The organism is Streptomyces sp. NPDC059247 (assembly GCF_042754005.1).
Taxonomy (GTDB): domain Bacteria; phylum Actinomycetota; class Actinomycetes; order Streptomycetales; family Streptomycetaceae; genus Streptomyces.
On record NZ_JBHYZW010000005.1, the window covers coordinates 372,248 to 396,780 of the forward strand.

General features: G+C 71.3%; 17 protein-coding genes. 1 reads left to right on the forward strand and 16 read right to left on the reverse strand.

The window, feature by feature from the left end; all coding sequences use genetic code 11:
* Positions 1 to 58: 58 nt before the first annotated feature.
* From ACFXGN_RS13485 to ACFXGN_RS13555, 15 genes are all read right to left on the reverse strand, one after another.
* Positions 59 to 766 carry a GAP family protein gene (locus ACFXGN_RS13485; RefSeq protein ID WP_384857648.1) on the reverse strand — a complete coding sequence of 236 codons (708 nt, stop codon included), beginning with the start codon at positions 764 to 766 and terminating at the stop codon, positions 59 to 61.
* A complete protein-coding gene (lanKC, locus tag ACFXGN_RS13490) occupies positions 766 to 3,363 on the reverse strand; it encodes a class III lanthionine synthetase LanKC (protein WP_384857651.1) in 2,598 nt (865 codons plus the stop codon). The genes ACFXGN_RS13485 and lanKC overlap by 1 nt, the downstream gene beginning before the upstream one ends.
* An 11-nt stretch (positions 3,364 to 3,374) precedes the next feature.
* Positions 3,375 to 4,028 carry a flavoprotein gene (locus tag ACFXGN_RS13495; RefSeq protein WP_384857757.1) on the reverse strand — a complete coding sequence of 218 codons (654 nt, stop codon included), beginning with the start codon at positions 4,026 to 4,028 and terminating at the stop codon, positions 3,375 to 3,377.
* Between the two features lie 36 nt (positions 4,029 to 4,064).
* Complete coding sequence (locus tag ACFXGN_RS13500) at positions 4,065 to 4,544, reverse strand: hypothetical protein (protein ID WP_384857654.1); 480 nt, start codon at positions 4,542 to 4,544, stop codon at positions 4,065 to 4,067.
* Between the two features lie 66 nt (positions 4,545 to 4,610).
* The gene (locus ACFXGN_RS13505; RefSeq protein ID WP_384857657.1) at positions 4,611 to 5,333 is read right to left on the reverse strand and encodes a thioesterase II family protein; all 723 of its coding nucleotides are present in this window, start codon (positions 5,331 to 5,333) and stop codon (positions 4,611 to 4,613) included.
* Positions 5,330 to 12,532 carry an amino acid adenylation domain-containing protein gene (locus ACFXGN_RS13510; protein WP_384857660.1) on the reverse strand — a complete coding sequence of 2,401 codons (7,203 nt, stop codon included), beginning with the start codon at positions 12,530 to 12,532 and terminating at the stop codon, positions 5,330 to 5,332. Before ACFXGN_RS13510 ends, ACFXGN_RS13505 begins: the two co-directional genes overlap by 4 nt.
* A 50-nt stretch (positions 12,533 to 12,582) precedes the next feature.
* Complete coding sequence (locus ACFXGN_RS13515; protein WP_384857663.1) at positions 12,583 to 13,728, reverse strand: glycine amidinotransferase; 1,146 nt, start codon at positions 13,726 to 13,728, stop codon at positions 12,583 to 12,585.
* The gene (locus ACFXGN_RS13520; protein WP_384857666.1) at positions 13,712 to 14,650 is read right to left on the reverse strand and encodes a hypothetical protein; all 939 of its coding nucleotides are present in this window, start codon (positions 14,648 to 14,650) and stop codon (positions 13,712 to 13,714) included. Before ACFXGN_RS13520 ends, ACFXGN_RS13515 begins: the two co-directional genes overlap by 17 nt.
* Positions 14,640 to 15,551 (reverse strand): ACP S-malonyltransferase, encoded by a 912-nt coding sequence (locus tag ACFXGN_RS13525; protein ID WP_384857668.1) that lies wholly within the window; start codon positions 15,549 to 15,551, stop codon positions 14,640 to 14,642. Before ACFXGN_RS13525 ends, ACFXGN_RS13520 begins: the two co-directional genes overlap by 11 nt.
* Positions 15,548 to 16,306 carry an SDR family NAD(P)-dependent oxidoreductase gene (locus tag ACFXGN_RS13530; RefSeq protein ID WP_384857670.1) on the reverse strand — a complete coding sequence of 253 codons (759 nt, stop codon included), beginning with the start codon at positions 16,304 to 16,306 and terminating at the stop codon, positions 15,548 to 15,550. The genes ACFXGN_RS13525 and ACFXGN_RS13530 overlap by 4 nt, the downstream gene beginning before the upstream one ends.
* Positions 16,306 to 16,935 carry a GNAT family N-acetyltransferase gene (locus ACFXGN_RS13535; RefSeq protein WP_384857673.1) on the reverse strand — a complete coding sequence of 210 codons (630 nt, stop codon included), beginning with the start codon at positions 16,933 to 16,935 and terminating at the stop codon, positions 16,306 to 16,308. Before ACFXGN_RS13535 ends, ACFXGN_RS13530 begins: the two co-directional genes overlap by 1 nt.
* A 9-nt stretch (positions 16,936 to 16,944) precedes the next feature.
* Positions 16,945 to 17,184, reverse strand: coding sequence for a hypothetical protein (locus ACFXGN_RS13540; protein WP_384857676.1), 240 nt, complete (start codon positions 17,182 to 17,184; stop codon positions 16,945 to 16,947).
* On the reverse strand, positions 17,181 to 18,200 hold the full coding sequence (locus ACFXGN_RS13545; protein WP_384857679.1) for a 3-oxoacyl-ACP synthase III family protein: 1,020 nt from the start codon (positions 18,198 to 18,200) through the stop codon (positions 17,181 to 17,183). Before ACFXGN_RS13545 ends, ACFXGN_RS13540 begins: the two co-directional genes overlap by 4 nt.
* Before the next feature lie 281 nt (positions 18,201 to 18,481).
* Positions 18,482 to 19,102, reverse strand: coding sequence for a hypothetical protein (locus tag ACFXGN_RS13550; RefSeq protein WP_384857681.1), 621 nt, complete (start codon positions 19,100 to 19,102; stop codon positions 18,482 to 18,484).
* A 98-nt stretch (positions 19,103 to 19,200) separates the two neighbouring features.
* Positions 19,201 to 20,211, reverse strand: a complete 1,011-nt coding sequence (locus ACFXGN_RS13555) for a ParB N-terminal domain-containing protein (RefSeq protein WP_384857684.1) — start codon at positions 20,209 to 20,211, stop codon at positions 19,201 to 19,203.
* Between the two features lie 205 nt (positions 20,212 to 20,416).
* Between ACFXGN_RS13555 and ACFXGN_RS13560 the strand changes: the two genes are divergently transcribed.
* Positions 20,417 to 20,614 carry a hypothetical protein gene (locus ACFXGN_RS13560; RefSeq protein WP_384857687.1) on the forward strand — a complete coding sequence of 66 codons (198 nt, stop codon included), beginning with the start codon at positions 20,417 to 20,419 and terminating at the stop codon, positions 20,612 to 20,614.
* Between the two features lie 41 nt (positions 20,615 to 20,655).
* Here the strand turns inward: ACFXGN_RS13560 and ACFXGN_RS13565 are convergent, their stop codons facing one another.
* Positions 20,656 to 23,691: a BTAD domain-containing putative transcriptional regulator gene (locus ACFXGN_RS13565; protein ID WP_384857690.1), complete on the reverse strand. Its 3,036-nt coding sequence runs from the start codon at positions 23,689 to 23,691 to the stop codon at positions 20,656 to 20,658.
* Between the last annotated feature and the right edge of the window lie 842 nt (positions 23,692 to 24,533).

Below are 24,533 nucleotides of genomic sequence, written 5' to 3' on the forward strand. Positions count from 1 at the left end.
GTCGCTGCGTACGGAAGCACCCGGTCACGTGTGCGGAGAATGGGGCGGGACGGGTCGTCTACCCGGTGAGGAAGTCCATGGCCTTCTCGTAGGCGCTGGTGCCCGACAGGAGCAGAAAGCCCACCAGCGCGAACAGCCAGGCGGTGTTCTCCCGGGCGTTGACCCTGAGCCAGTGGTCGATCCTGCGCAGGGTGGGCTGCACCGCCCTGCGGGAGACGGCCCGGCCGATCGCCATCAGCACCGCGGGGGCGATCATGACCAGGCAGTACAGCGCCAGCATCGCGGCCTGGACGGCCCAGGGGAGGCCGGACCCTCCGAGGGCGTCGATCGCCGCCAGGTACGGGAACATCGTGACGACTTCCAGCGCGACGGCCGTCAGCGCCACGACGATCAGGCCGCGGGGCGTGGCCGAGGAGCCGACCGCCGCCTCCCTCCAGGCCGTGAGGCGTCCCTGGCCCTCCTTCTCCCGGCGCAGCAGGCCGTACCAGGCGCCGATGAGGATCAGCACCACACCGCAGACCGCCGTCGCCATGTCCCCGGCGGGCGAGTCGAGCGCTGACCGCAGGGGCTCGCGTACGGCGGAGAGCGCGCTCAGCATCGCCAGCCCCAGCAGCAGATAGCCGACGGCGACGCTCAGCAGGTAGCCGAAGACGTTCGCCATGCGCAGCCCACGGGGAGTGAGCAGGAACCAGACCGGGATGGCCAGGGTGGACACGCTCAGGGTGTCCATCAGGGCCAGCGGAACGATACGGCCGAGTACCTCCACTAGAAGACCCCGGGAAGCCAGTTGTCCCGGCGGCCGGAGGCGAACGCGATGCCGGTGAGGACGCCCGCGCTGCCCGTCCGCAGGTCGCTCGACAGCTTGAAGTTGCGCGATCCGGGGAAGTGCAGCTCGCCTTCGCGCGGCCGGATCTCGTGCACGCCCAGCTGCTGGGTGTGCCGGTGGACGAGCGCGCGGGCGCGCTCTTCGGCGACCCCGTCCCGGGCGAGCGTGGCCAGGGCCGCGACGAAACCGGCACGGCCACGGAACAGGCCGCTCTGCACCATGAGTTCGGGCCCGGTCGCCCGGACCAGGTCCTCGATCGAGGCCCGTGCGGAGACCCATCCCCCGTGGCGGGTGAGCTCGGAGAGGACGAGAGCGGCACCGCAGGAGCCGACCTCCAGATACCCGAGGCTACGGCGCCCGGCCTCGTTGAACTGCAGGGAGCCGTCCGCGCACCGCACGTATCCGGAGAGCTCGAACTCCAGCAGGTCCCGCGCGAGGTCGACGGCGGCGGTGTCCCCGGCGCGCAGGCCGTGGCGGTGGACGGCGAGGGCGATCCCGGCGACACCGTGCATCAGGCCGTAGTGCGACACGTCGGGCTCGTCGGTACCGGCAAGGCGGTCGAGGTAGGTCTTCGCGCGCTCGGTGAGTTCGGCGCCGAGCTCTTCCGCGAGGTCTTCGGGCACCAGCGGATCGACGCCCGACGCCATCTCGGAGGCGGCCAGATGGATTCCGGCGAGGCCGCTGAAGACGCTCAGTCCGATGCCGTCACGGTCCTTCGCCAGGGCGGAGTCCACCAGGGAGCGGGCGTGGTCGTGCTGTCCGGCCTTCCACAGGGCGTACCCGGCGCCCAGTTCGCTGTCGTACAGGCCGCATTCGAGTCGGGTCGCCGACGCCCTGCCCCGGGCGGCGGTCCAGTCGGCCACCTCCTCGACGAGGTCGGGCGCGTCGAGGCCACGGGTTCCGAGGAGCGACCACAGCACTCCGGCGGCACCGGTGGCGAGGGAGACCGGGGAGAGGGAGAACCCCGTGAAGTCGCTCCGGAAGAGGCGGTCGGCGCGGTCGTGGCTGCTGGTGGCCCGGAGGCCGGTCACGATCTGCGACGCCCAGGTCTCGAAGCCGAGGGCGTCGTCGAGATGGCTGGAGGCGACCGTCAGCGGGCCGTCGGTGACGGTGTCCGGGCGGCGCGCGGCGCGCAGCAGCCGGTCGGCCCACTCCCGCGGCAGGCCGTACCAGGTCCGGCAGGTCTCCAGCAGCTGGCGCAGCTTGGTGCCGTCCATGCGGATCAGGTGGGTGAGGGGCATGTAGCAGGAGAGTTCCAGCATCGCCAGGGCGTATTCGTCCGCGGCTCGCCCGGTCCTGGCCGGGTCGGTGAAGCCGGGGGCGCCGGGGAAGGGCCGGGGGGCGTCCTCCGGCAGGCACGTCTCCAGGTCGATGAGCTTGACGTCGAGGCCGGGCGTGACCATCACGTTGCCGGAGTGCAGGTCCCCGAAGACGTGGCCACGGTCCCAGATCGCCTCCATCGCGCGGCGGACCTTCGTCAGGATCTCCTCGACGTCGCGGTGGTAGGCGCCGATGTCCTCGGGCGTCGGCGGTTCGAAGGGCTCGGGACGGACGAGGAAGGGGACCCGGGCGGCGCACCATTCCTGGAGGGTGGTCCCGTCGACGTACTCCATCGCGGTGAAGAGGTGCGACTGCCAGCTGAACTGGTCGTACGCCTCGGGGATCCCGGGCAGTCCGGCGAGGGTCCGCATCGCCTGGTACTCCTTGGCGGCCCGGACGACCGAGTCGCCTCCCACCAGGTCGTAGCCGGCGAACGGCCGGGCCTCCTTGAGCACCAGCTGCCGACCGGTGCCGAGGTCGGTGGCGAGGTAGACACCACCGCCGTTGGAGAAGTGCAGCGTCTTGTCGATGCGGTACGGCGGGACCGGGCCGTCGGCGACGGGCGGCGCCGGTCTGAACGCGTCCGGAATCCGTACGAACGAGGGTGCCTTGAACGGCACGGACCTGCGGTCGGGGACCCGGCGCCCGTCGGGGTCCTCCAGGGCGAGGACCGGCTTGCCCGCGTCGCCGCGGCAGTACTGGCGGGTGTAGGCGCCGTACCGGACGTGGACGACGCTCCGGTCGACCTGGAGGTCGGACAGGATGCGGGGGCCCTCCGCGTCGGCGAGCAGGCCGACCAGTTCACCGGCGAGGACGAGGGACTGCTCCTCGTCGGCCGGGTAGAGGACGAAGCCCTTGCCGGAGACCTGCCGGGGCGCGTACTTGGCGTTGATCAGCCACGCGTACTCGTACCGCGCCAGGAACTTGAAGGAGACGCCACGTGCCGTGCAGAAGGCCGAGACCTTCTCCCGCAGCGCCTCGAAGGAGTCGGGCGTGACCGCGATGTGGATCTTCCAGCCCTGGCCGGTGACGGGTTCGCCGCCGGGTCGGCAGACGGTCCAGATGCCGTGCTGGGAGTACTGCCAGCCCTCGGCGTGGACGACCGGCACCAGCCCTCGCCGCGTCGAGCGGAACCTGTCGTCGGCGGGGTCGGCCCTCCAGCGGGCGATGTCGTCGTAGGAGTCGGGATCGGCGAAGGTGTAGAAGAAGTGCTCCATGCCCGGCCTCCTCAGGCGTCGACAGGTACGGCCGCGGCGGTCCGCGCGGTCTCGGTGTCCGGCGCCCCGGTGGCGGACGGCTCGGTGGTGGCCGCTTCGAAGGCGGCGATCGCGTCCCAGAGGGGGGCGGTCACATCGGTCTCGGCGCCGGTGGAACGGCTGGTGCCCTTGCGGGGTTCGACGAGGTGGTAGTGGGGGACGGCGTCGAGGCGGCCCAGCACGTCGGTGATGATCGGATTCCGTGCGACCCCCGGCGGGAAGGTCGGGGCGATGACGACGGGGGCGCTGGTGCCGAGCGCGGCGAGGAAGAAGGGAGAGGTCCCGGCGCCCGATGCCAGGCCCGACAGGAAGGCGACGCTGGCGGGGTAGACCAGGATGCCGTCGTAGTCGGCCGCGATCCGGGTGTGCACCGGCTCCCGCAGGCCGTCCGCGGTGTCCCAGGTGTTGCGGACGACGGGTGTCCCGGTCATCGCGGTGAGGGCCGACGCGCTGACGAAGTGCTCCGCCGAGTCGGTCAGCCCCACCGTCACCTTGTAGTGGGGGCGGTTCACCGACAGCCAGTTCAGCCAGAACGGCAGGTGCGCGGTGGAGAGGGTGCCGGTGGCGACCAGGAACAGATGGGCCTGCCGGGCCTTCGCCGCGGCGCTCTGGTCGAGCCGGGACATCGATGTCACGTGTGCTCCCTTGCTGCGTTGCTGTGGTCAGTCGTCGGGCGAGTCCCAGCGCCGTTTGGCGTCCTTGTCCCACCGCCGGTCGTCCTCGCGTCGGCGGTCGTCCTCGCGCCGCCGGTCCTCGTCGTCCCGTCGGCGGTCGTCACGTCGCCGGTCCTCGTCGTCCCGTCGGTAGTCGTCGCGCCGCCGGTCCTCGTCGTCACGCCGGTAGTCGTCACGGCGCCGGTAGTCGTCGTCACGCCGGTAGTCGTCCCTCCGGCGGTGGTCGTCGTCACGCCGACGCTCCTCCGAGGACTTCAGACCGAAGTCTCCACGCAATTCATCGACGAACCGCCGGGGCTTTCCGCGCCGATAACTCTCCGCGAATTCAAGACCTCCGAAGAGGACCAGCGCAATACCGAACGGCCTTCCTTCGAACCAGATGAATTTCGTGTCCGGGAAAGCGGCGATGAGCACCACACCCGCCACAGCCAAGGCGATCCCGAGAACCCTTTTCAGATTTGTCGACACGATCTTTCACACCTTCCTCTGCCCGCCGCAACCCATCAGCCGAGTTCAACCGCGTTGCGCATCCTGTCAGTTGACGGCCGAAACTTTACATGCCGGAGATGGATCATGCAGAGCAAGGCTGAAAACCGCCTGCCGAAGCAGGCCAAAATCTTGCGACACCAGGTAATGCCCGCCCGGAAGAAAAGACACTTCCACGTCGTCGCCGAGTTCTCTCCAGCCTTCGAACGCCTCCCTCGGCACCAGCGGGTCGCCGTCACCGGCGAAGATCCTGACGGGCACGGACAGCGGGCGTTCCTGCGGCCGGTGCTCGTACGTGGCGCACAGGCGCGTGTCGTCCTGCAGCAGGCCCAGGAAGGGCCGGACCCAGGCGGGATGGGCGACCAGCCAGTCGGGGATGCCTCCGATGGCCCGCAGCCGGGCGAGCAGCGCGTCCTCGTCGTCCTCCGCCGTGAAGGTGCCCCACGACAGGTGCGGCGCTCCGAACGCGGCGACCGCCAGGGCTTTGGGGAGCCGCCCGCCGTGCCGTCGCACATGCCGGGTGAGCAGATAGGCGAGGAGGCCGCCCATGCTCTTTCCGAACAGCACGTAGTCGTCGTCCATGTGCGGTTCGAGTGCGGCGGCGAGCGCCGGTACAAGGCCGTCGGTGGTGCGATGGGTCCTGCGTCCCGAATCCGGCCGGACCGGAATGCCCACCGGCACCACTTCGAGTCCGGCCGGGGCGTACTGGGCCCAGGGGCGGAACACGGAGGCGTTGCCGCCCGCATGATGGAGGCACAGCAGCTTCGTCACCGCGCTCCTCCCCCACTGCCCATCATGTCGAACAGTCGTTCAGACAGGGCGGTGACGGTCGGATGGTCGAAAATCATCGAGGGCGGCACCTTGCACTCCAGACCGCGCTGCAGATGGCTTCTCAGCTCGATGGCCCGGAGCGAATCGAGACCGTGGGCGAAGAGGTCCTGGTCGTCCGTCAGGGCGCCGCCGCCCCGGGCGCCCTCCCCGAGCACCCGCCGCACCAGTTCCCGTACGTGGTCGGCCAGCAGCTCCCGGCGGGCTTCCGGCCCTGCCCCGTCGAGCGCGGCCCGTACGCCCTCCTGACGGGCCTCGGCGCGTCTGCCTCCCGGCATGTCGGCCAGGAGGCCGCGCAGAGCGGGGTCGTCGCGGTCCTCGAACCGGGTCCAGTCGGCCGGCAGTACGGCGACGACGGGATCGGGGCCCTCCGTGGACAGCAGACGCTCCAGGACGGCCAGACCGTCGGCCGTCGGAATGACGTGTTCGCCCTTGCCCACGAGGACGGTGTTGAGCCCCGCCCGTGCGCTCATGCCCGTCTCGCCCCATGAACCCCACTGAATGGCGAGTCCGGGCAGTCCCAGGCCGCGCCGGTGGGACGCCAGCCCGTCGAGGAACGCGTTGGCCGCCGCGTACGGAGCCTGGCCCGGGGTGCCGAGCAGCGACGAGGCGGAGGAGAACATGACGAAGAAGTCCAGCGGCCGGCCGTCCGTCAGCAGGTGCAGGTTCCACGCCCCCCGCGCCTTGGGGGCCATGACCCCCGCCAGGCGTTCGGGCGACTGCAGCAGCAGCACCCCGTCGTCCAGGACACCGGCCAGGTGCAGCACCCCGGCGAGCGCGGGAAGGGCCGGGTCGGCGTCGATCCGGCCGAGTACGTCCGCCAGCGCCTCGCGGTCCGCGACGTCCACGGCGTACATCACCACCGTGGCGCCATCGGCGCGCAGTCGCTCGATCCGCTCGCGCGCGGCCTCCTCCGGCGGGGTACGGCCGAGCAGCACGAGGTGGCGCGCTCCGGCGTCGCACAGCATCCGCGCCGCCTCCAGACCGAGCCCGCCGAGCCCACCGGTGACCAGGTAGGTGGCGTCGGGCCGCGGCCCCGCACCGGCCCACGGCCCGGTCCCCGGCGGACCGGCCTGTTCCCCCCGGAGGAGGACCTCCAGGTGCCTGCGGTGGCCGTCGTAACCGACCCGGTGCCGCTCGGGCTGCTCCGTCGTGACGCTCAGCAGGGCGAGCTCGGCGTACAGCAGGGCGGCGCGGCTGCGGAGGTCGGTGCGGGGGTCGAGGTCGATCTGGGTGATGCGGAGCTCGGGGAGTTCCGCCGCGGTGACCCGTCCGAGGCCCCACAGCGCCGCGTCGGCGGGGCGGGTGACGGGGCGGCCGGCCACGGCCTGGGCACCGGCGGTCACCAGGCACAGACGGGGCGCGGCCACGTCGAGCACGGCGAGCCGTTGGGTGAGCCGCAGCATACGGCCGCCGTCCGCCACGGCATCGGCGCCCGCGTCGCCGGTGCCGTCCCGGTCACCTCGGCAGACGGCGACCAGGTCGTACGGACCGAGGTCCGCGTCCTCCGCCCAGCCGTCGAGGACGTCACAGCCGACCCCGTGGGTCCGGGCGAAGGCGGCGACCTCCCGGCCCAGCCCGATGTCGCCGGTCACCAGCCACCGCTGCTCGGGCACGGCGGACGGCTGCGGCGGCGCGACCGGGTTCCACCGCGTCGTGTAGAGCCACTCCCGCCAGGTCTCGCGCCGTGCCGGGATCATCGTCTCCCGCGCGGCCCGCTTGAGCAGGACGCCTTCCAGGGCCATGACGAGGGTGCCGTCGGGCGCGACCAGGTCGATGTCGGCGCGCAGGACCTCCGGGTCCTCCTCGTGGGTGGGGCGCAGCCGGGCGTGGCACCACGCCTCGGTCCCCGCGGAGGCGCTCTCGACGCGCACCCGGTCGGCGCCCAGGGGCACGTACGTCCGTCGGCCCAGTTTCTCCGGGTAGGTCACCGTCAGCGCGAGGAAACACGCCTCGATGAGCACCGGGTGGGCCCGGTGGAGGGAAGCACCGGCGCGCAGCTCGGGACCGAGGCGCACCTTCGACAAGGCGTTCGGGCCGTGCTGCCAGAGCCGTTCGGTGACCTGGAACAGCGGCCCCAGGTCGATCTGCCGTTCGCGCTCACGCTGGTAGATCTCGTCCGGCCGCAGCTCGTGGCCCTCCAGCGCCTTCCGCTCCGTCTCCAGCCGTGCGGGGGTGTACGGCGGGGCGTCGCCCGCGGCGGCGGCGAGGTTGCCGGAGGCGTGCAGGGTCCAGCCTCCGGGGCGCCGGGTCCGGTCGCCGGTGGCCAGGGGACGGGAGTGGACCTCGAAGGCGTGGCTGCCGTCCTCCTCCGGGGTGAGGGCGATCTGGGTCTGGCGCGGGGCGTCCCCGTCGGGGAAGGCCATGGCGTGGTGGATGTGGAAGTCCCGCAGCTCCGCGGGCACCGGTCCGAGGACCTCGCGGGCCGCGGCGAACGCCATCTCCAGGTAGGCGACGCCGGGGAGGACCAGGGAGCCGAAGACCCGGTGGTCGCTCAGCCACGGCAGGGTCTCCACCCCGGCGACCGCGTCGAAGCGCACGCCCCCTTCGGCGTCCGCGAGGTCGAGGCGGCGGCCCAGGAGGGGGGCCGTGTGCGGGTCGGCGACCGGCGCCCCGGTGCCGGGGGCGTCGATCCAGTGGCGTTCCCGCTGCCACGGATAGGTGGGGAGCGGGACGCGGTGCCGGTCCGGTCCCCCGGTGACCGCGTGCCAGTCGAGGTCGACGCCGTTCTCGTACACCCGGCCGACCGCGTCCAGGAGGCGGCTCCACGGCCGGTCCGGCCAGATGCTGGAGACGAGCGCCGTACCCGGTTCGTCGAAGAGCTCCTCGACGAGTTGCGGCAGGGTCGGGCGGGGGGCGATCTCCAGCAGGGTGCGGACACCGAGCCCGCGCAGGGACGTGGCCGCGTCGTGGAACCGGACGGGCAGGACCGTCTGCTCGACCCAGTAGCGCCAGTCGGCGAGTTCGGCTCCGATGTCCTTGCCCGTCACCGAGGAGACGACCGGTGTGCGGGGCGGGTGGTAGGTGACGGTCCGGGCGACGGCCTCGAACTCGGCCAGGACCGGTCGCATCAGGGGCGAGTGGCAGGCGACGGAGATCTCCAGCCTCCGGTGCCGGACGCCCATGGCGGTCAGCCGCGCGCAGATCTTCTCGATCTCGCCGGTGCGGCCCGAGATCACCGTGGAGGTGGGGCTGTTGGCGGCGGCCACGGAGGTGTCCGGGCGGAGCAGCGGGCGGACGGTCGCCTCGTCGGCGGCCACCGTGACCATCGTCCCCGGTTCGGTGCGGTCCCGCATGAGGCGGCTGCGGGTGCACACCAGCGTCAGCGCGTCCTCCAGGGAGAACACCCCGGCGAGGCAGGCCGCGACGTACTCACCGAGGCTGTGTCCGACCATGACGTCGGGGCGCACGCCCCACGACTCCCAGAGCTTCGCCAGGGCGTACTCGAAGGCGAACAGCGCGGGCTGGGCCTGGCTGGTCTCGTCGATGGGGGACGGCTCGCCCGGCTCCGGGAAGAGCACGGACAGCAGCGGCGTGTCCGAACGGTCACCGAGCAGTTCGGCACACCGGTCCACGGCATCCCGGAACACGGGCTGCCGCCGGTACAGCTCCCGGCCCATGCCCGCGTACTGCGAGCCCTGCCCGGCGAAGAGGAACGCCACTCCGCCGGGCAGGGCGGGCCCGCCTCCGGCCGTCGTGTCGTGCCGCGCCGCCAGGAGTTCCTCCCGGGCCTCCCGCGCGCTCGCGGCGACCACCGCGCGCCGGTACGGGAAGTGCCGTCGGCCGGTACCGGCCGTGAAGCAGGCATCGGCGAAGCGGGCCGGATCCTCGATCGTGCCGAGGACGTCGGCGTAGCGACGGATCAGCTCGTCCAGGGCCCGTCCGTCGCGGGCGCTGAGCGCGAGGACCCGGGGCTCGGAGGTCCCGGTGGCCGGCTGGGGGGTGGGCGCCGCCCGTCGGGGAGCTTCCTGGAGCACCACGTGGGCGTTGGTCCCGCCCACGCCGAGCGAGGTGACTCCAGCGGTACGCGGACGTCCGCCGGTGGTCCACGGCGCGGTGCGGGTGCCGACGCGGAAGGAGGAACGGCCGAAGTCGATCTCCGGGTTGGGAGCGGAGAAGTGCAGGCTGGGTACGAGCGTGCCGCGCTCGACGCAGAGTGCCGCCTTGATGAGCCCGGCGATTCCGGCCGCCTCGTCCAGGTGTCCTATGTTGGTCTTCACCGAGCCGATGACACGGTCGCCCGCCTCGGGCCCGGTCCCGAACACCTCGGTGAGGGCGGCCAGTTCGATCGGGTCGCCCAGGGCCGTGCCGGTGCCGTGCGCTTCGACGTAGCCGACGTCCCGGGGGGCGACCCCGGCGACGGCCAGTGCCTCACGGACGACATCGGCCTGTCGCGCCGGGCTCGGGGCGGTGAAACCGGCCTTCGCGGCGCCGTCGTTGTTGACGGCGGAGCCCTTGACGACGGCGATGATCCGGTCGTTGTCCTCGACCGCCTCGTCGAGCCGCTTCAGGACGACGACCCCGCAGCCGTCGCCGAACAGGGTCCCCGCGGCACCGGCGTCGAAGGTCCTCGTACGGCCGTCGGGGGACAGGATCATGCCCTCTTCGTGGAGGTGTCCGGCACCCTGCGGCACGACGATGTGCACACCTCCGGCGAGGGCGAGGTCGCTCTCCCCCTCCAGGAGGCTCCGGCAGGCCAGGTGGACGGCGACCAGCGATGTCGAGCACGCCGTCTGCACCCCCAGGCTCGGGCCGCGCAGGTCCAGTGCGTACGACACCCTGGTGGCGAGGTATCCGCCGTCGTTGCCCAGTTGGAGCTGGAACTGCTCCATGTCCGACTCGGTCAGCGCCTTGGAACGCCCGTAACCGAAGTGCGGCAGCAGGTTGTTGAGCAGGTACGTGCTCATGCCGCCACCGGCGAAGACCCCGACCTGTCCGTCCCGGGTGTCGCCCGGGGCGTGCCCGGCATCCTCCAGCGACTCCCAGGCGCACTCCAGGAACAGCCGCTGCTGCGGGTCGAGGAGTTCGGCCTCCCGGGCCCCGATGCCGAAGAAGGACGCGTCGAACCGCTCGATGTCCGGCAGGACCGCACCGGCCGCCACGAAGGCGGGGTGCCCGGCGATGTCCGGGTCGCGCTGTCCTTCGCCCGCCGTGGGCGGCCCGCCCACGGACTCCACGCCCCGGAGGAGGTTGTTCCAGAAGGTCTCGATGTCGGGGGCGCCGGGGAAGCGTCCGGACATCCCGATGATCGCGATGTCTCCGGTGCCGCCGTGCGGACGGCCGCGCCGGGTGGCGGGGGGCGTCACCGGGCCCGGTGCGTCGTCGCCGTTCCGGTCGAGGTGGGCCGCGAAGGCGCTGATCGTCGGGTGGCTCAGCAGGTCCGTCATCGACACGTCCCGGCCCAGGGCGCGCACGAGGGCCGCCCGCACCTCGACGAGCATCAGGGACGTACCGCCGAGGTCGAAGAACCGGTCGCCGACGGACACGTCGTCGAGCCGCAGCACGGTGCGCCACACGTCGACGAGGAGCCGCTCGGTCCCGGTACGGGCCTTGACGGCGGCCCCGGCCGTCAGCCGTTCGAAGACGGCCGGCGGGCGCAGCAGGGCCCTGTCGGTCTTGCCGCTCGTGGTGAGGGGCAGCTCCGGCAGCAGGACGTACGCCTCCGGGAGCATGAGCGGGGGCAGTTCGGGGACCAGGAAGCCGTGCAGCTCACGGGCCGCGGTGGCGGGTTCGAGCGACGAGCCGGGTACCACGTGGGCGACGAGACGGCGGTGGCCGTCGATCTCGTGGGCGACGACCACCACCGCCTCGACGCCGGGATGCCCGAGGAGCAGCGTCTCGATCTCACCCGCCTCGACGCGTACGCCGTGGACCTTGAGCTGGGTGTCGATCCGGCCGAGGTGCTCGACGGTGCCGTCCGGCAGGCGACGGCCGAGGTCACCGGTCCGGTAGAGCCTGCCGCCGCCGTACGGATCGCCCACGAACTTCAGGGCGTTGAGCTCCGGTCGGCCGAGATAGCCCGGCGAGACCCCCGCCCCGGCGACGCAGAGTTCTCCCTCCGCGCCGTCGGGCACCTTCCGGAGGTCCTGGTCGAGGATGTGGACCTGCACTCCGTCGATGGGCCGCCCGATCGGGGCGATCGCGGGCCAGTCTCGGGGATCGCCGTCCAGGGTGTGGGAGGTGGCGTCCTGGAACTCGGTCGCGCCGTAGTGGTTGTGCAGGCGCGCGCCCGTGCGGGAGAAGAATCCCCGGATGTGGGGGCCGATCCGCAGTTGTTCGCCGGTCGTGACGACCTCGCGCAGATGCGGCCAGTCCGTTTGCTCCGCCGCCGCCCGCGCCAGGTGTTCCAGGAGCGTGACCGGCAGGAAGAGGCGCTCGACGCGCTCCTCGCGGAGGAAGTCGACGAGTGCGTACGGGTTGCGCCGCACCTCGTCGTCGGCGACGACGAGCGTGCCGCCGAAGCAGAGGGTGGAGAAGATCTCGTGGAAGGCGAAGTCGAAGCTCAGGGAGCACAGTTGGGCGGTGCGTCGGCCGCAGCTGTCCGGCCGGGCGCGGTGGTGCCAGTGCAGGAGGTTGAGCAGGGCCGCGTGGGTCATCACGGCGCCCTTGGGCACACCGGTCGAGCCGGAGGTGAAGACGGCGTACGCGGCGGCCTCGGCGTCGTCCCCGTCCTCCCGGGGCGTCTCGGCGGCCCCGTCGGTGTCCGGGAGCTGCCCGTCGGTGTCCGGGACCGGCCCGTAGGCGTCGTCGAGGACGAGGACGTCGACCGGCAGTCCGGACGGCGGGGGTGTGCCGTCGGTGACGAGCAGGGTGATGCCGGCCGTCTCCACCACCTGCCGGACCCGCCCCGCGGGATCGGCCGGATCGATCGGAACGTAGGCCGCGCCCGCCCGCATGATGCCCAGCATCGCCGCCACGGTCCCGGGACCCCGGGCCATGCGCACACCGACGAAGTCGCCCCGCCGCACACCGGCGCGGCGCACCGCGGCGGCCACGTGCCCCGTCATCGCGTCGAGCAGGCGGTAGCTGACCTCGCGGGTGCCGTGGACCAGGGCGGTCTCGTCGGCCCGCGGTCCCCGGCCGCGCCGTGCGACCAGCTGGTGCACTCCGGTCACCGGTTCCTCGGGAAGGTGGTTCGGCATCGTTCCTCTTCGCTCTCGTCTCGCGTCCTGGCCCCTTGCCGCCGCCCTCCTCAGCCCAGCGGCCGGTACGGGACGGAGGGGAAGTAGTCCTCCCTGGTTCCGTCCCGGTGGATGTCCCAGGTGGCGCAGTGCAGGGACCCGCCGTACTCGAAGACGTTGCGGAAGGGGAGTGTGAGGACCTCGAAGCCCTGGTCGCTGAGCAGGTCCTGCAGGGGCTTCTCCTGCTCCTCGCAGATGACCTTGTCCGGGGAGAGGCTCAGCACGTTCATGGAGAGCCACTTGGACGACTGGCAGTAGTCGGGCATCTCGTCGTTGGACAGCACGGGCTCGGGCGCCTCGATCAGCTTCCAGCCGTTCTCGGTGAACATCGGCAGCTCGTCGTGGCGCAGGGGCCGGTCCGGGTTGGTGAGGATCAGGCCGGGCCGCAGCGGGACGAAGGTGCAGTCGATGTGGGAGGGGAAGTAGTCCAGGGGGAAGTGGACGGGGTGGACCCGGAAGCCCTTGGGTTCCAGGGTCCGCTTCAGCCAGCGGATCCCGGCGCGGTTGGTGGTCATGGACTCCTGGACCAGGATGTCCCGCCCCAGTCGGCTCATGTCGGCGGCGTCGAAGACGATCTCGTCCTGGGTGATGCAGAACTCCGAGGCGTGCATCCGGGCGTGCCGTTCCTCGACCGGCCACTCCCAGAAGTCCTGCCGGTACATGCTGTCGGCCATGGTCGGCTTGGGGGCGACGGTCCACGACACCCTGGGGTCGGCCTCCCAGTACTCGTACACGAGCTCGCGGTACGGCTCGTACTCGAAGTAGCGGGCCCGGCGGGACATGGTGGCCTCGACGATCTCGTTCCCGATCGTGATCATCACGTCACGCGGGCAGACCGCGCAGTACTGGTTGGCGACCTCGAAATGGGGGGTCCGTACCGGCCGGGAGTAGTCGTGCACGGCCGGGCGGCGGACCTTCACCCCCTGGCTCCGCAGGAGAGCGGCCAGTCCTTCGAGCTCCTCCTCGGCGCGTGCCACCGCCTCGGCCGACTTGGGTCCGGTCGGGAAGGGCGCTCCGGTCCCGCCGCGGACCTGCGGACGGTTGCCGGGCTCGGTCGGTTCGAAGGCGGCGCCCACCGCGGTGCCCACGACCATCTCGCGCAGTGGGTCCCACTCGTTCCAGGCGTTCACCACGGGGGTGTCAGCGAGAGTCCGCATGAATGTTCCTTCCGTTTCTGTCCACGGGGTTCGGGGCGGCCAGGTGCCGGTGGCCGACGCGGCCGGCCACCAGGTCGCGCACACGGGTCACCACGAACGATCTGGCGGGGCCGACCAGATCCACGGCGGTGACCCCGGGGACGGAACGCAGGCCGTCGATCAGCAGCGGCAGGTTCGCCGTGTCGAACCACTGCTCCGTCACCATCTCCCGGTACGCCTCGGGGGTGTCGTCCACGCGTTCGCCGGTGGACGGGGAGATGACGGCCGCGGTCGTCGGCAGGAACTCCACCCCGGCCAGCAGCTCCGCGAAGGCCGCCCGGCCGGGGGCCGCGTACGGGCAGTGCTCGGCCCGTTCGAGCACATCGAGAACGGAGACGCCGAGCCTGGTCAGGACCCGCCTGATCGCCTCGGTGTCGGTGCCGGTGATGCTGATGGCGATCACACCGGCTCCCAGGTCGACGGAGAGCCAGGGCTGCGGGTCGTGGGCGCGCAGCGCGTCGACGAGCCGGTAGGCGTCCCCCTCCGACGAGGGCAGGACGGCGAGGAAAGTGCCGCTGCGGCGGGCCGCGTTGGCCTCGATCTGCCGGGTGTTGGTCTCCCGGATCAGGGTGAAGCAGGTCTCCTCGCTGATCGCACCGGCGAAGAGCAGGGCCGTCAGACAACCGGCGCTGAGACCGCCGAACGCCTTCCATCCGGTGGGTTCCTCGGCCAGCCGCCTGATGAGCGCGACGGCCAGCAGTGCCTCGTGCACCGTGGAGGAGAGTCCGTCGCTGCCCTTCGCCGGGTCGACCTCGGCCGGGTCGAAGCGGCAGATCCGCGCGGCGCGCCGGAGGTGCTCGTCCGGCACCCGGAGGATCGTCGCCAGCTCGTCCTCGGCCAGCGGGAGCAGTCCGGGGACGACGAGGGCCCGGTCAGAGGTCACCGGTGATGCCGCCCGTGACGGGAGCGAGGCCGCACTCCGGGTCGAGGGCCATCGACTTGACCACGAAGGCCGAAGGCTCCAGGACGACATAGGTGTCCAGCCGGAGGTCCTCCAGATAGCGGATGATCCCGCGCCAGTCGAGGACGGTGGTGAACTGGTCGATCATGTGCTGTCGGACGATCTCACCGCTGGTGTGCGGGCGGCCGTCGTTGATGCTGATCAGGGGCAGTGAGGTGTTGCCGTGAGGGGCGTGGAACTCCCATTCCTCGGCGTAGCGGCGACGCACGGTCTCCATCAGGCCGCAGTGCCCGGGGAAGCTGTGGGGGATCGGCCGGTAGAGGGCCCCGGCCTTCATCAGCGCGGGCTTCATGGCTTCCAGGTCCGACAGCCGGCAGGCGCCCAGGAACTGGTTGCTCGACACCGTGGCGGCCAGGTGGAGCAGCGGGTCCAGTCCTTGGGCGCGCAGTTCGTCGAAGACCTTGTCGGAGTCGCAGTTGTAGAAGAAGACGCTGACGTAGTCGGTCCCGGCGAAGACCTCGGTCTCGATGGTCGCCATCGTGTGCGACATGCGCACCATGTCCTCCAGCGAGACCCAGCCGACGGCGGCGGCGGCCGTGAGGTAGCCCAGGCTCATCCCGGCCACCACGACCGGCTGGACGTCCCGGACGCGCAGGTCCTGCTGCCAGCCGGCGATGCCCATGATGTTGATCAGCGGGCGCCGGAAGCGGGGGTCGTTGGCCTCCTCCTCGGTGCCGTTCTTCAGGATGGCCCTGAAGTCCATCGCCAGGGTGTCGCTCGCCAGGTCCAGGAGGACGTCCATCCGCTTCGACAGACCGCGCCGCCGAATCTCGTCGTCCACGTGCACCTGGGAGGGGAAGATGTATGCGCCGGTCCTGCTCACAGCGAGAAACCTCCGTCGACCACGACCACTTCACCGTTCACGGCCTCGAACCCGGCACCGGTGACGAGCCGGATCACCGAGGCCACCTTCTGCGCCGGCACCGCGGGATCCTCGGAGCCCGATGCCGTCATGCCGTCCATCACCTGCGCGGGCACCATGCTCAGCAGCTGCGTGTCCCGGATCGGACCGGGCGAGACGGTGTTGAAGCGCACTCCCACCGCGCCCCATTCGCGGGCGAAGCCGCGAGTCATGGCCTCGACGGCCGCCTTGCCCGCCGCGTATCCGACCGCGCCGACGATGTAGCGCCGGGTGATGACCGAGGACACGTTCACGACGCTGCCGCCGCCGGTGCCCGCCATGGCCTGCGCGCTGATCGCGTTGACCTGGTAGGCCCCGAAGACATTGGCGTCGATGACCGATCGGAACGCGAGGGCGTTGGACACGGTCGCCACGGCCGGGTCACCGGTCACGGCGCAGTTCACCACGACGTCGCACGGCGCGACCCGAGCGAGCAGCGCGCGGATCGTCGGCCCCCTGGGGTCGGGGTCGGGCAGGGTGAGCTGGTGGATCTCGGCCGTCCCGCCTCGTTCGGCGATCGTCGCGGCCGTCTCCTCCGCCGCGGCCCTACGGCCGTGGTAGGTCAGGTGCACCGTTTTCGCGTGGGGGGCGAACTCGGCCGCCACCGCCTGGCCCAGGCCGCCGGTGCCGCCGATGACCAGGACGTTCCGGTAGGTCTTCGTGTGGGTTCCGCTCATCACTGCTCTCCGCCCAGGCGATCCGTGATCGCACGCGTGTCGATGCGCCGGGCCAGGTTCTTGTGGAGCACCGCCAGCCGTTCCCGGTCGGCGCGCCGCCCCACGCGGGGCTGGTAATGGGGATAGGGCCGGTAGAACTCGGCCCGGGTGATCGACGACATGAGCGCCGGGACGGTGCCTTCGGGTGTCTGGAGGTAGTCGCGGCACACCGCTTCGAAGGACATGTCGTCCGCAAGACCCAGTCTGACGGTGGCCTCGTTGTGGACCCCCGTCGTGAGCTGGACCCGCTGGCAGTCGCGCACGTCGAAGAGGTAGTCGATCAGGAGCATCGCCGCCTCCAGACCGATGCCGGTGCGCCACAGCTTCGCGTCGCCGACGGCGCCCCCGAGCTCGTAGACCCGCTCGCCCAGTCGCCAGAAGTGGGCCAGGCCGATGACCTTGCCGTGGTTGTCCGCGATCAGGGCCGCGCGGTTGTGGTCGTTCTCCAGCGAGGCGTACTGGGACTCACGGACCAGTCGGCTCGACGTGCCGCGCAGCAGGGCTTCGCACTCGGTCGCGCTCAGCCATTGCGCGACGTCCCCGAGGGCTTCCTCCGAGACGGGCAGGATGTGGCACATCAGGCCTTTCACGGGAGGCCGCTATCCGTTCTGCAGCTGCTCGTGGATGCCGCGCAGCGTGGTGAAGTTCTCGATCTTGAGGTCGTACACCTTGTCCCCGAAGGTCTGCAGGAGGGCCGAGGCGAACCGCATGGTGTCCAGCGATTCCAGTCCGTAGGTGTTGCCCGAGCCGAAGACGACGTCCTCGTCGCCCGGTGCTTCGCCGCCGAACCGGTCCGCGAACAGGTCCATGAACACTTTGCGCAGTTCTTCCACGGTCATTCCTCCGTACTGATGTCGTGCGGCAGCCGGAAGCACATCGAGCCCCACATGAATCCGGCTCCGATGGCTCCGAGGACGATCAGGTCGCCGGTCTTGGCCTTGCCGTCCGCGGCGAGGCGCCACAGCGCGGTCAACGCCGATGCCGCACCGGTGTTGCCGAGGACGTCGGCCGTGACGGGCACCTTCGCGGCGTCGACGCCCATGGTGCGGGCGATGTAGCGCAGCAGGCGGACGTTGGCCTGGTGGAAGGCGAACCCGTCGACCTCGGACGCCTCGACGCCGGCGGCCGACAGCGTCTCGGCGACGGACTTGGGGACGCGGGTGGTGGCCTCCTGCCACACCATGCGGCCGTCCATCGTCAGATAGGGGTTCACCGGTGCCCGGCCGGGTGTGTTCCGCGCGTGGTTCAACATGCTCGGTCCGGCCAGCGCGACGGCGGGCGAGTAGGCGTTGCCCAGGTCGTAGGCGAGGAGACCGCCCGGACCTTCGGTCCTGGACAGCACGGTGGCGCCCGCCGCGTCGCCGAAGAAGATGCGTACGGTGCGGTCGTCCGGGTCGGGGAGCCGGGAGGCGCCCTCCGCGCACACCACCAGGGCGTTGCGCATCCCCGGCTCCTGCAACATGCAGGAGGCGGTGTGCAGGGCGTAGACGACCGAGGCGCAGGCGTGCTGGGCGAGGTCCAGGATGCGGGGTGTCGTGATGCCGAGCCGCTCCGCGACGATGACGCCCAGGGACGGCACGATCCATTCCGGGGAACTGCTCGTGACGATGAGGACGTCGACGTCGCGCGCTTCGATGCCGGCGCTCCGCACCGCCCGCTCCGCGGCCTGGACGGCGAGGTCGGTCACGGTCTCGTCGGCGCCGAGGAAACGGCGCTCGCGGATTCCGGTCTTCTCCTCGATCCACTCCGGAGTGGTGTCCAGCGTCTCGCAGAGCTCGGCGTTGGTGACCACCCTGTCCGGCAGGGCGAGACCGCAGCTCCGCAGGCTGACCGGGGCGAGATCCCACGTGGGCACAGTGGTCCCCTCTCAGGTTGGCTGACCGATGGAAATGAGGAAAGGAGGCCGGCGGGCCGGCTGCCCAGGACGAGATCCGGGGCAACCGACCCGCACTACCGATTCAGCAACCGTCGCTGTTGGTGCTGACGGGCATCTCGACGCCGTCGGCGACGATCTCGGTGCCCTGCAGGTCGATCACGTTGGTGAGGTCCATGGTTTTTCCTCCTCTCCGGGTGAGACTCGGGTGGGAACACCGCCGTTACCGGCGGTGGGCTCAGGGGTGACGCGAGGACCGTGGTTCACGCACTCCACGACGTGCCGTCGTGGGCGGTCGTCAGGTCCTTGAGCGTCTTCTTCCGCAGCGCGGCGAGCAGTTCCGCACGGTCGCCCGGGTGCCTCCGGTCCGAGGCGGGGAACGCCGCGAGGTTCGCACAGCAGATCGCTGCCGGCCAGTACTCGCCATCGATGAAGAAACGATTCCTTAGAACACCTTCGACTTCGAAGAAATCGTGTTCCGTGAGGTATTCGAGCAGCACGTCGCTGTAGGTCGGCACCAGCAGTTCGACACGGTTCACCTCGGACGAACGGGTCAGCAGGGCGACCGCCTCCCGCAGGACCTCCTCCACCAGCCCGGCCGTCCAGGCCCGGTCGTCGGCGGAGGAGACGCTCAGCTGGAAGAAACCGGGGGTCTGACCGGGCCACCAGCTCACCGCGCCTACCGTACGGCCGGAACGGCGGACCACGAGATGCGATTTCCGCTCGTCCCTGACAATACGCTGGCGTTGCGCCACCGTACGCCACACAGGACCGTCCGTCGAAACGTAGGAGAACACCTGGGAAAGCGCTTCGTCAAGAAGTCGCTCATCCCTTTCCGTGAGCACCGGAATGAACTCCGATTCATTTTCCTGCTGGTTACTCACTTCGCCTCCAGACGTTTCTTCCGGCGCTTTTTCTGCGCTGCTCTCGAATTCGTCATGAACGTATGCCAGTTCGGATGGGCAGTCAACGTCCGGCGAACTCAACTCGCACGCAGCGCACCCGGGGAATCGCTGACGGAATCCGCCCGCCGCTGAAGGACCTCGGCGCACTCGGACCACATGGTGAGGTTCGCCCGGATCAGCGCCGCCACCACCGAGGCGCAGTGCGCGGGGACGCGCTCGGCGATCCCGCCCGGGTCGGCGGACTGGTCGGGATGCTGGCTGAGCCAGCGCAGCAGGCTGCGCCCGGTCTCGTTGGACCGGAGCGAGGGGTCGTTGCGCAGCCGCTGCAGCAGCACCGCCCGCTCGTGCGGCGGCGGATGTGCCGCGGAAGCGGGGGCGGCGGCGCGGACGTCGGAGGTGCCGCGGGGCGCGGCGCTCCGCTGGCGGGGCGGCAGCGGATCGTCGCCCGCCTTGAGCCGGGCCTTCACGTCGGCCGCGGTCGACGGCGAGATGCCCGCCGCCCGCGCGACCTCCCGCAAAGACAGGTCCGGCCTTTCGATCAGCAGTTCACGCGCTTGGAGCCGCCCCTCGACACCACTGACGGGCCGGGCCCGGCCATCGGCGCCGACCCGGGTGTCCAACTGTTCGTTCCGGACGGTCGAACGGCGCCGGAGAGCCGCGACGGTGGTGGGGGACAGACCGGCGAGGCGGGCGATCCGCCGGTCGGACCAGCCGGGAGAGCCAGTCATGATCCGTTTCGCCGCCGCCCTGCGGTCGGCGGCCGTGAGGGGCAGCCCGTGCCGCGAGTTCAGCAGCACGGCCAGGACGAAGGCCTCCTCGCCGGCGGCCTCGTAGAGACGGGCGCGGATCTCCCGCAGTCCGCGCAGGGCCGCGGCGCGCACCCGGTGCGCCCCGTCTATCACCCGCATCGTGGCAGCGTCCACGACGATCGGCGGGAACTCCTCGCCCGATTCGGCGAGCGCCTGAATATGAACCTCGACCTCACCGACGACTCGCGGTGAATCGACGAGCTTCAGAGCGTCGATGGGAACGTCTTCTATCGGACACTTTTCAAGTCTCTGCTCCAGCACGGTCAGGTCGTCCTGCACGGCTCCCCCAGGTGACAGAGACGTCTGCCGCCCGAGGCGGATCAGTCGGCAGACGTCCTAGACGGCTATCTGCGGGCAGAGTAACGACCGACGCTTCTCGCTCCTTTTTTCGCCGGATGCGGCACCGAAACAACTCCAGAACCTCGGATACATCGCACTCCGCCTAGTATCGGAGTCAGTTGTGCGAATACCTGAGGAGAGTTACGTGCGGATGCCCGTAGGACTGACCGTCGGATTCCTTGTCGCAGGCGCGGCTCTCGCGGTGGGCTGGGGATACATCACCCCGCACGCGCCCGGGGCCCCGACCAGCCTGGCCTCCCCGGCCCCGACGGCCGCCTCCTGGGGGCTCGCCGTGGTGGCCGACGACCACCACGGCGTCGGCGACCTGCCCTGGACCAGGTGACCGTCCTCCCCCCATCGCCCCCCGCCCGGTGCGCCGTGCCGCTACTCCACGGCACCGTCGGGCAGGACGCGTCGGTCGAGCAGCCGTACCAGCTCGGCCGGCCCGACGGGCACGCCGGGTTTCATCCACGCGAGGAAGCGGTACAGCCGCTCGGCCCGCTCCTCCCAGTGCGGACCGGACAGGCCCCGCAGCAGGAGGAGCGCCGACTCGGCGTTCAGCCGCGCCTCCCCCCGATCCCCCCGCACCGCCGCCGCGCAGGCCAGGTCCAGCCGGATACGGGCCTGCACGAACGCGTCCCCCACCTCGGTCGCCGCCTCCAGGGCCTGCTCCAAGGACATGACGGCCTCACCCGGTCGCCGCTGCCGCCACTGCGCTTCCCCGCACACGCGCAGCCCATGGGCCTCCCCCAGCCGGTCGGCCTCCGCCCGGGACAGCAGGACGACCTCGTGGCCGAGCTGACCGGCCTCCTGCGCCTCGCCCTCGCCCAGCAGTGCCTCCGCCAGCCGGTAGAGGTTCTGGGCCTCCACGCGCGGCGAACTGCTGCTCTCGCCCGCCGCGATGGCCTCCCTGATGAGTGCGATCCCCAGCCGGTTCTCTCCGCGCTCCAGTTCGATCTGTGCCAGCAGGCCGAGCGCATGGGACCGCCCCGTGTCGTCCTCAGCCTGCTTGAAACAGTCGACCGCCTGCCGACACAGCACCCCGGCCTCGTCGAGATCGCCGGAGAAGCGGGCGCACAGGGCGAGATTCCGCAGAACGGTGGCCTGCGTACGGGCGTCGCCCCCCGACTCCAGCACGAACACCGCCTCCAGCAGAAGCGCCCGCGCCTGCGGAAAATTCCGCTGGTAGATCTCCACCGTGCCGAGGGAACTCAGCATCGCCCCCACGCCCTCGTTGTCGCCGCTCGCCCGCGCGGCGGCCAAGGCGGTGCCCGCGACGCCACGCCACGCGTCGAGGTGGCTGTGCGTCTCGAACAACGGGACCAGCCTCACCACCAGCTCCCAGGGCCGCCCCTCGTGGCCCACTTCCCGCCAGTGCCCGATCAGGTCCGTCACGGCCTGTCGCTCGGACTCCAGCCACGCCATCGGATCGGACCAGGGCTCCTGGACCGGCAGCCACCGGGGCGAGCGGTACCTCGTCTCCTCCTGGAGGGCCGCGGCATGTCCCCGGCCGCGCAGCTGCTCGTGCGCCCGGTCCGCCAGAACGAGCCACGCCCTGAACGCCCTGCCCAGCGCGGCCCGTCGGTCCTCCGGCCCCTCCTCGGCCGCACTGCGTTCCCAGGCGAACAGACGCAGCAGGCTGTGCAGGGCGAAGCGCGGCGGCGTCCCGGGTTCGCCCGGTCTCACATCCAGCAGTTGCGCCTCGACAAGCCGCTCCAGCAGGTCCTCGGCGTGCTCCGGACAGACGTCCAGGAGAGCGGCGCCCGCCCACACCGCGAAGTCCTCCATGGGCAGCAGACCCAGCAGCCGGAACAACCGTGCCGTCTCCGAGGAGAGTTCCCGGTAGCTGTTCCACATGCCGCCGCGCACCCCGCCCTCGTGCGGGCTGAGCACGTCCAGCCGACGGCGCCTGTCCTCCAGCCTGCTGACCACCCTCTCGACGGAGCCATACGGTCTGGCGATCAGCGAAGCCCCGACGATGCGCAGCGCCAACGGCAGCCCACCGCACAGCTCCACCAGTTTCACGGCTTGTTCGGGCGGGGCCTCGGTGTAGACGTGCCCCGCGACCGCGGCCAGCATCCGGCCGGACTGTTCGGCACCGAGCGGCTGCAGGGCGAGCTTCATCGCGGCGTAGTCGCCCGCGAGGAGCTCGAAGGAATCGCGGCCGGTCAGCACGACACAGGACCGGCCCTCGCCCGGAATGAGCGGGAGGGCCTGTGCCACGGACCGGACGTCGTCCAGCAGCACCAGCATTCTCTTCCCGTCGAGCACGCTGCGGTACAGCGCCGAACGCCCGTCCAGGTCGTCGGGGATGTCCTCGCTGCGTACGCCCAGGGCCCGCAGGCACCGGTCGAGGGCCCGCATCGGCGTGACCGGGGACTCGTGCCCGTCGTGCCCGCGCATGTCGACGAAGAGCTGTCCGTCGGGGAAGTGCCTGGCCACCCGGTTGCCCCAGAAGACCGCCAGCGCCGTCTTGCCCACACCGCTGGTGCCGGAGATGGCCGCTACGGCCAGGGGCACGTCACCCCGGGCCGCGTCGAGCAGTCGGTCGAGCGCCGCCATCTCCTCGTCCCGACCGGTGAAGGCCGCCGCGGGCGCGGGAAGTTGGGCGGGCGGGGCGGGCGGGGTGGGCGGGGCCGTGGGGGCGCCGCTCCGGGGCTGCTCGGCCGCGGCCAGTTCGGCCAGTATGGACTGGTGCAGTTCCTGCAGCGCGGGGCCGGGCTCGGCGCCGATCTCCTCGATGAAGACCTTTCGTCCGGCGCGGTAGATCTCCAGCGCGCTCGCTCTGCGACCGGATCTGCGCAGGGCCGTCATCAAGTGGAGTCGTGCCTGCTCCCTGAGCGGCCACTCCTCCACCAGGGGCGCCATCTGGGATGCCACCGACCGGTGCTGACCCAGGCGAAGCAGGAGATCGGCGTTCTCCTCGCTCACATCGAGCCAGAGGTCCGTGAGCCGGGCCCGCTCGATCTCCAGCACACCGCCCGACAGCCCCTCGAAGGCCGTGCCGTTCCACAGGGCCAGGGCCTGCCGGAAGCACTCCGCCCCCTCCCCGTACTCCTCGTCGGCGACGAACTTCCGCGCCCGGGAGACCAGTCGGCCGAGCGCGTCGAGGTCGACGCCGTGCCTCCCTAAGACGAGGGCGTAGCTCCGGTGGCCGGTCACGATGAGCCGTTCGTCACCGGCTACGTCACGGAAGATGCGGCGCAGCGCGTTGATGCACACCGCGATCTGGTTGCGGGCGGTGACCGGCCGCCTGCCACCCCAGACGGTGTCGATCAGGACATCCACGGGCACGGGTGCTCCCGCGAACAGCAGCAAGGTCGCGAGGACGGTGCGCTGCCGGGGGCCACCGAGTGGAAGGGGATCGCCGTCCACTTCGACCGTGAGCGGCCCCAACAGCTTGAACGACAAAGTTCGCAAGGCTCAATCCTCTGTCAGGGTAGACAGGACTCTCGGGCGCGGAGCCGCGCGGATCCGCGCGGCGACCGGTCTCGGGAAAACGCTCGATGAAGCCGTGCCTTCCGGAACCGGCGAACCGGCCCGGCGGCGACGTCATCGGGCCCTGTCAGACCCGGGCGGGCATCAGAGCTCCGAAGTCACCGGGTACGGGGCACGCCGGACCGGCCATGACCGCGGTGCGTCCCTCGCCGGTCACCCGCCACCGCATCGGCCCCCGAGCCCGCCGAACGACCTTCCGCATGGTCCCCCCATGTTGCACGGCGATGCCCCTTCGCAAACGCACTCTCGGCCCAAACCCCTTAGTCAGACGGTCGCTCGCGCCACCGCCTGATCACACACACCTCACCATCCTCACCCACACCACGCCAGGGCGGCACCGCATTTTCCCCCAGGAAGTAACAGGGAAGGCTTCTCATCGAGCGGGCCGAGTGGTCCGCATGGCGTGGTGACACGATCAAGTGGGTGGCGTAGGAGGAGAGGTGGAGTCTTCCAGCGGGCGGTCCGCCTGCTCCCGAACGACCGCGGGGCCACGGTGCGGACACCACGAAGCGCCCACCCCGATGGCGTTCATGACCCGGCGGGCCGCTGCCCGGCGGCAACCACCGGCCTTCTCCGCAGGGAGCCACCACGCCGTCCGACGGAGCTCCCCGGCCGCGTACGCGTGAACGTCCCCCGTCGCGTTCGCGGGCACACGAGGCACCGGACGGCTCCGGACCGTCTCGTTCGTAAACCCGCACCGAGGCCGGCCCCGCCCTCGCGGCATGGAGCGGTCGCCACGCCCGGACCCGACGCCCCGCCCGCAC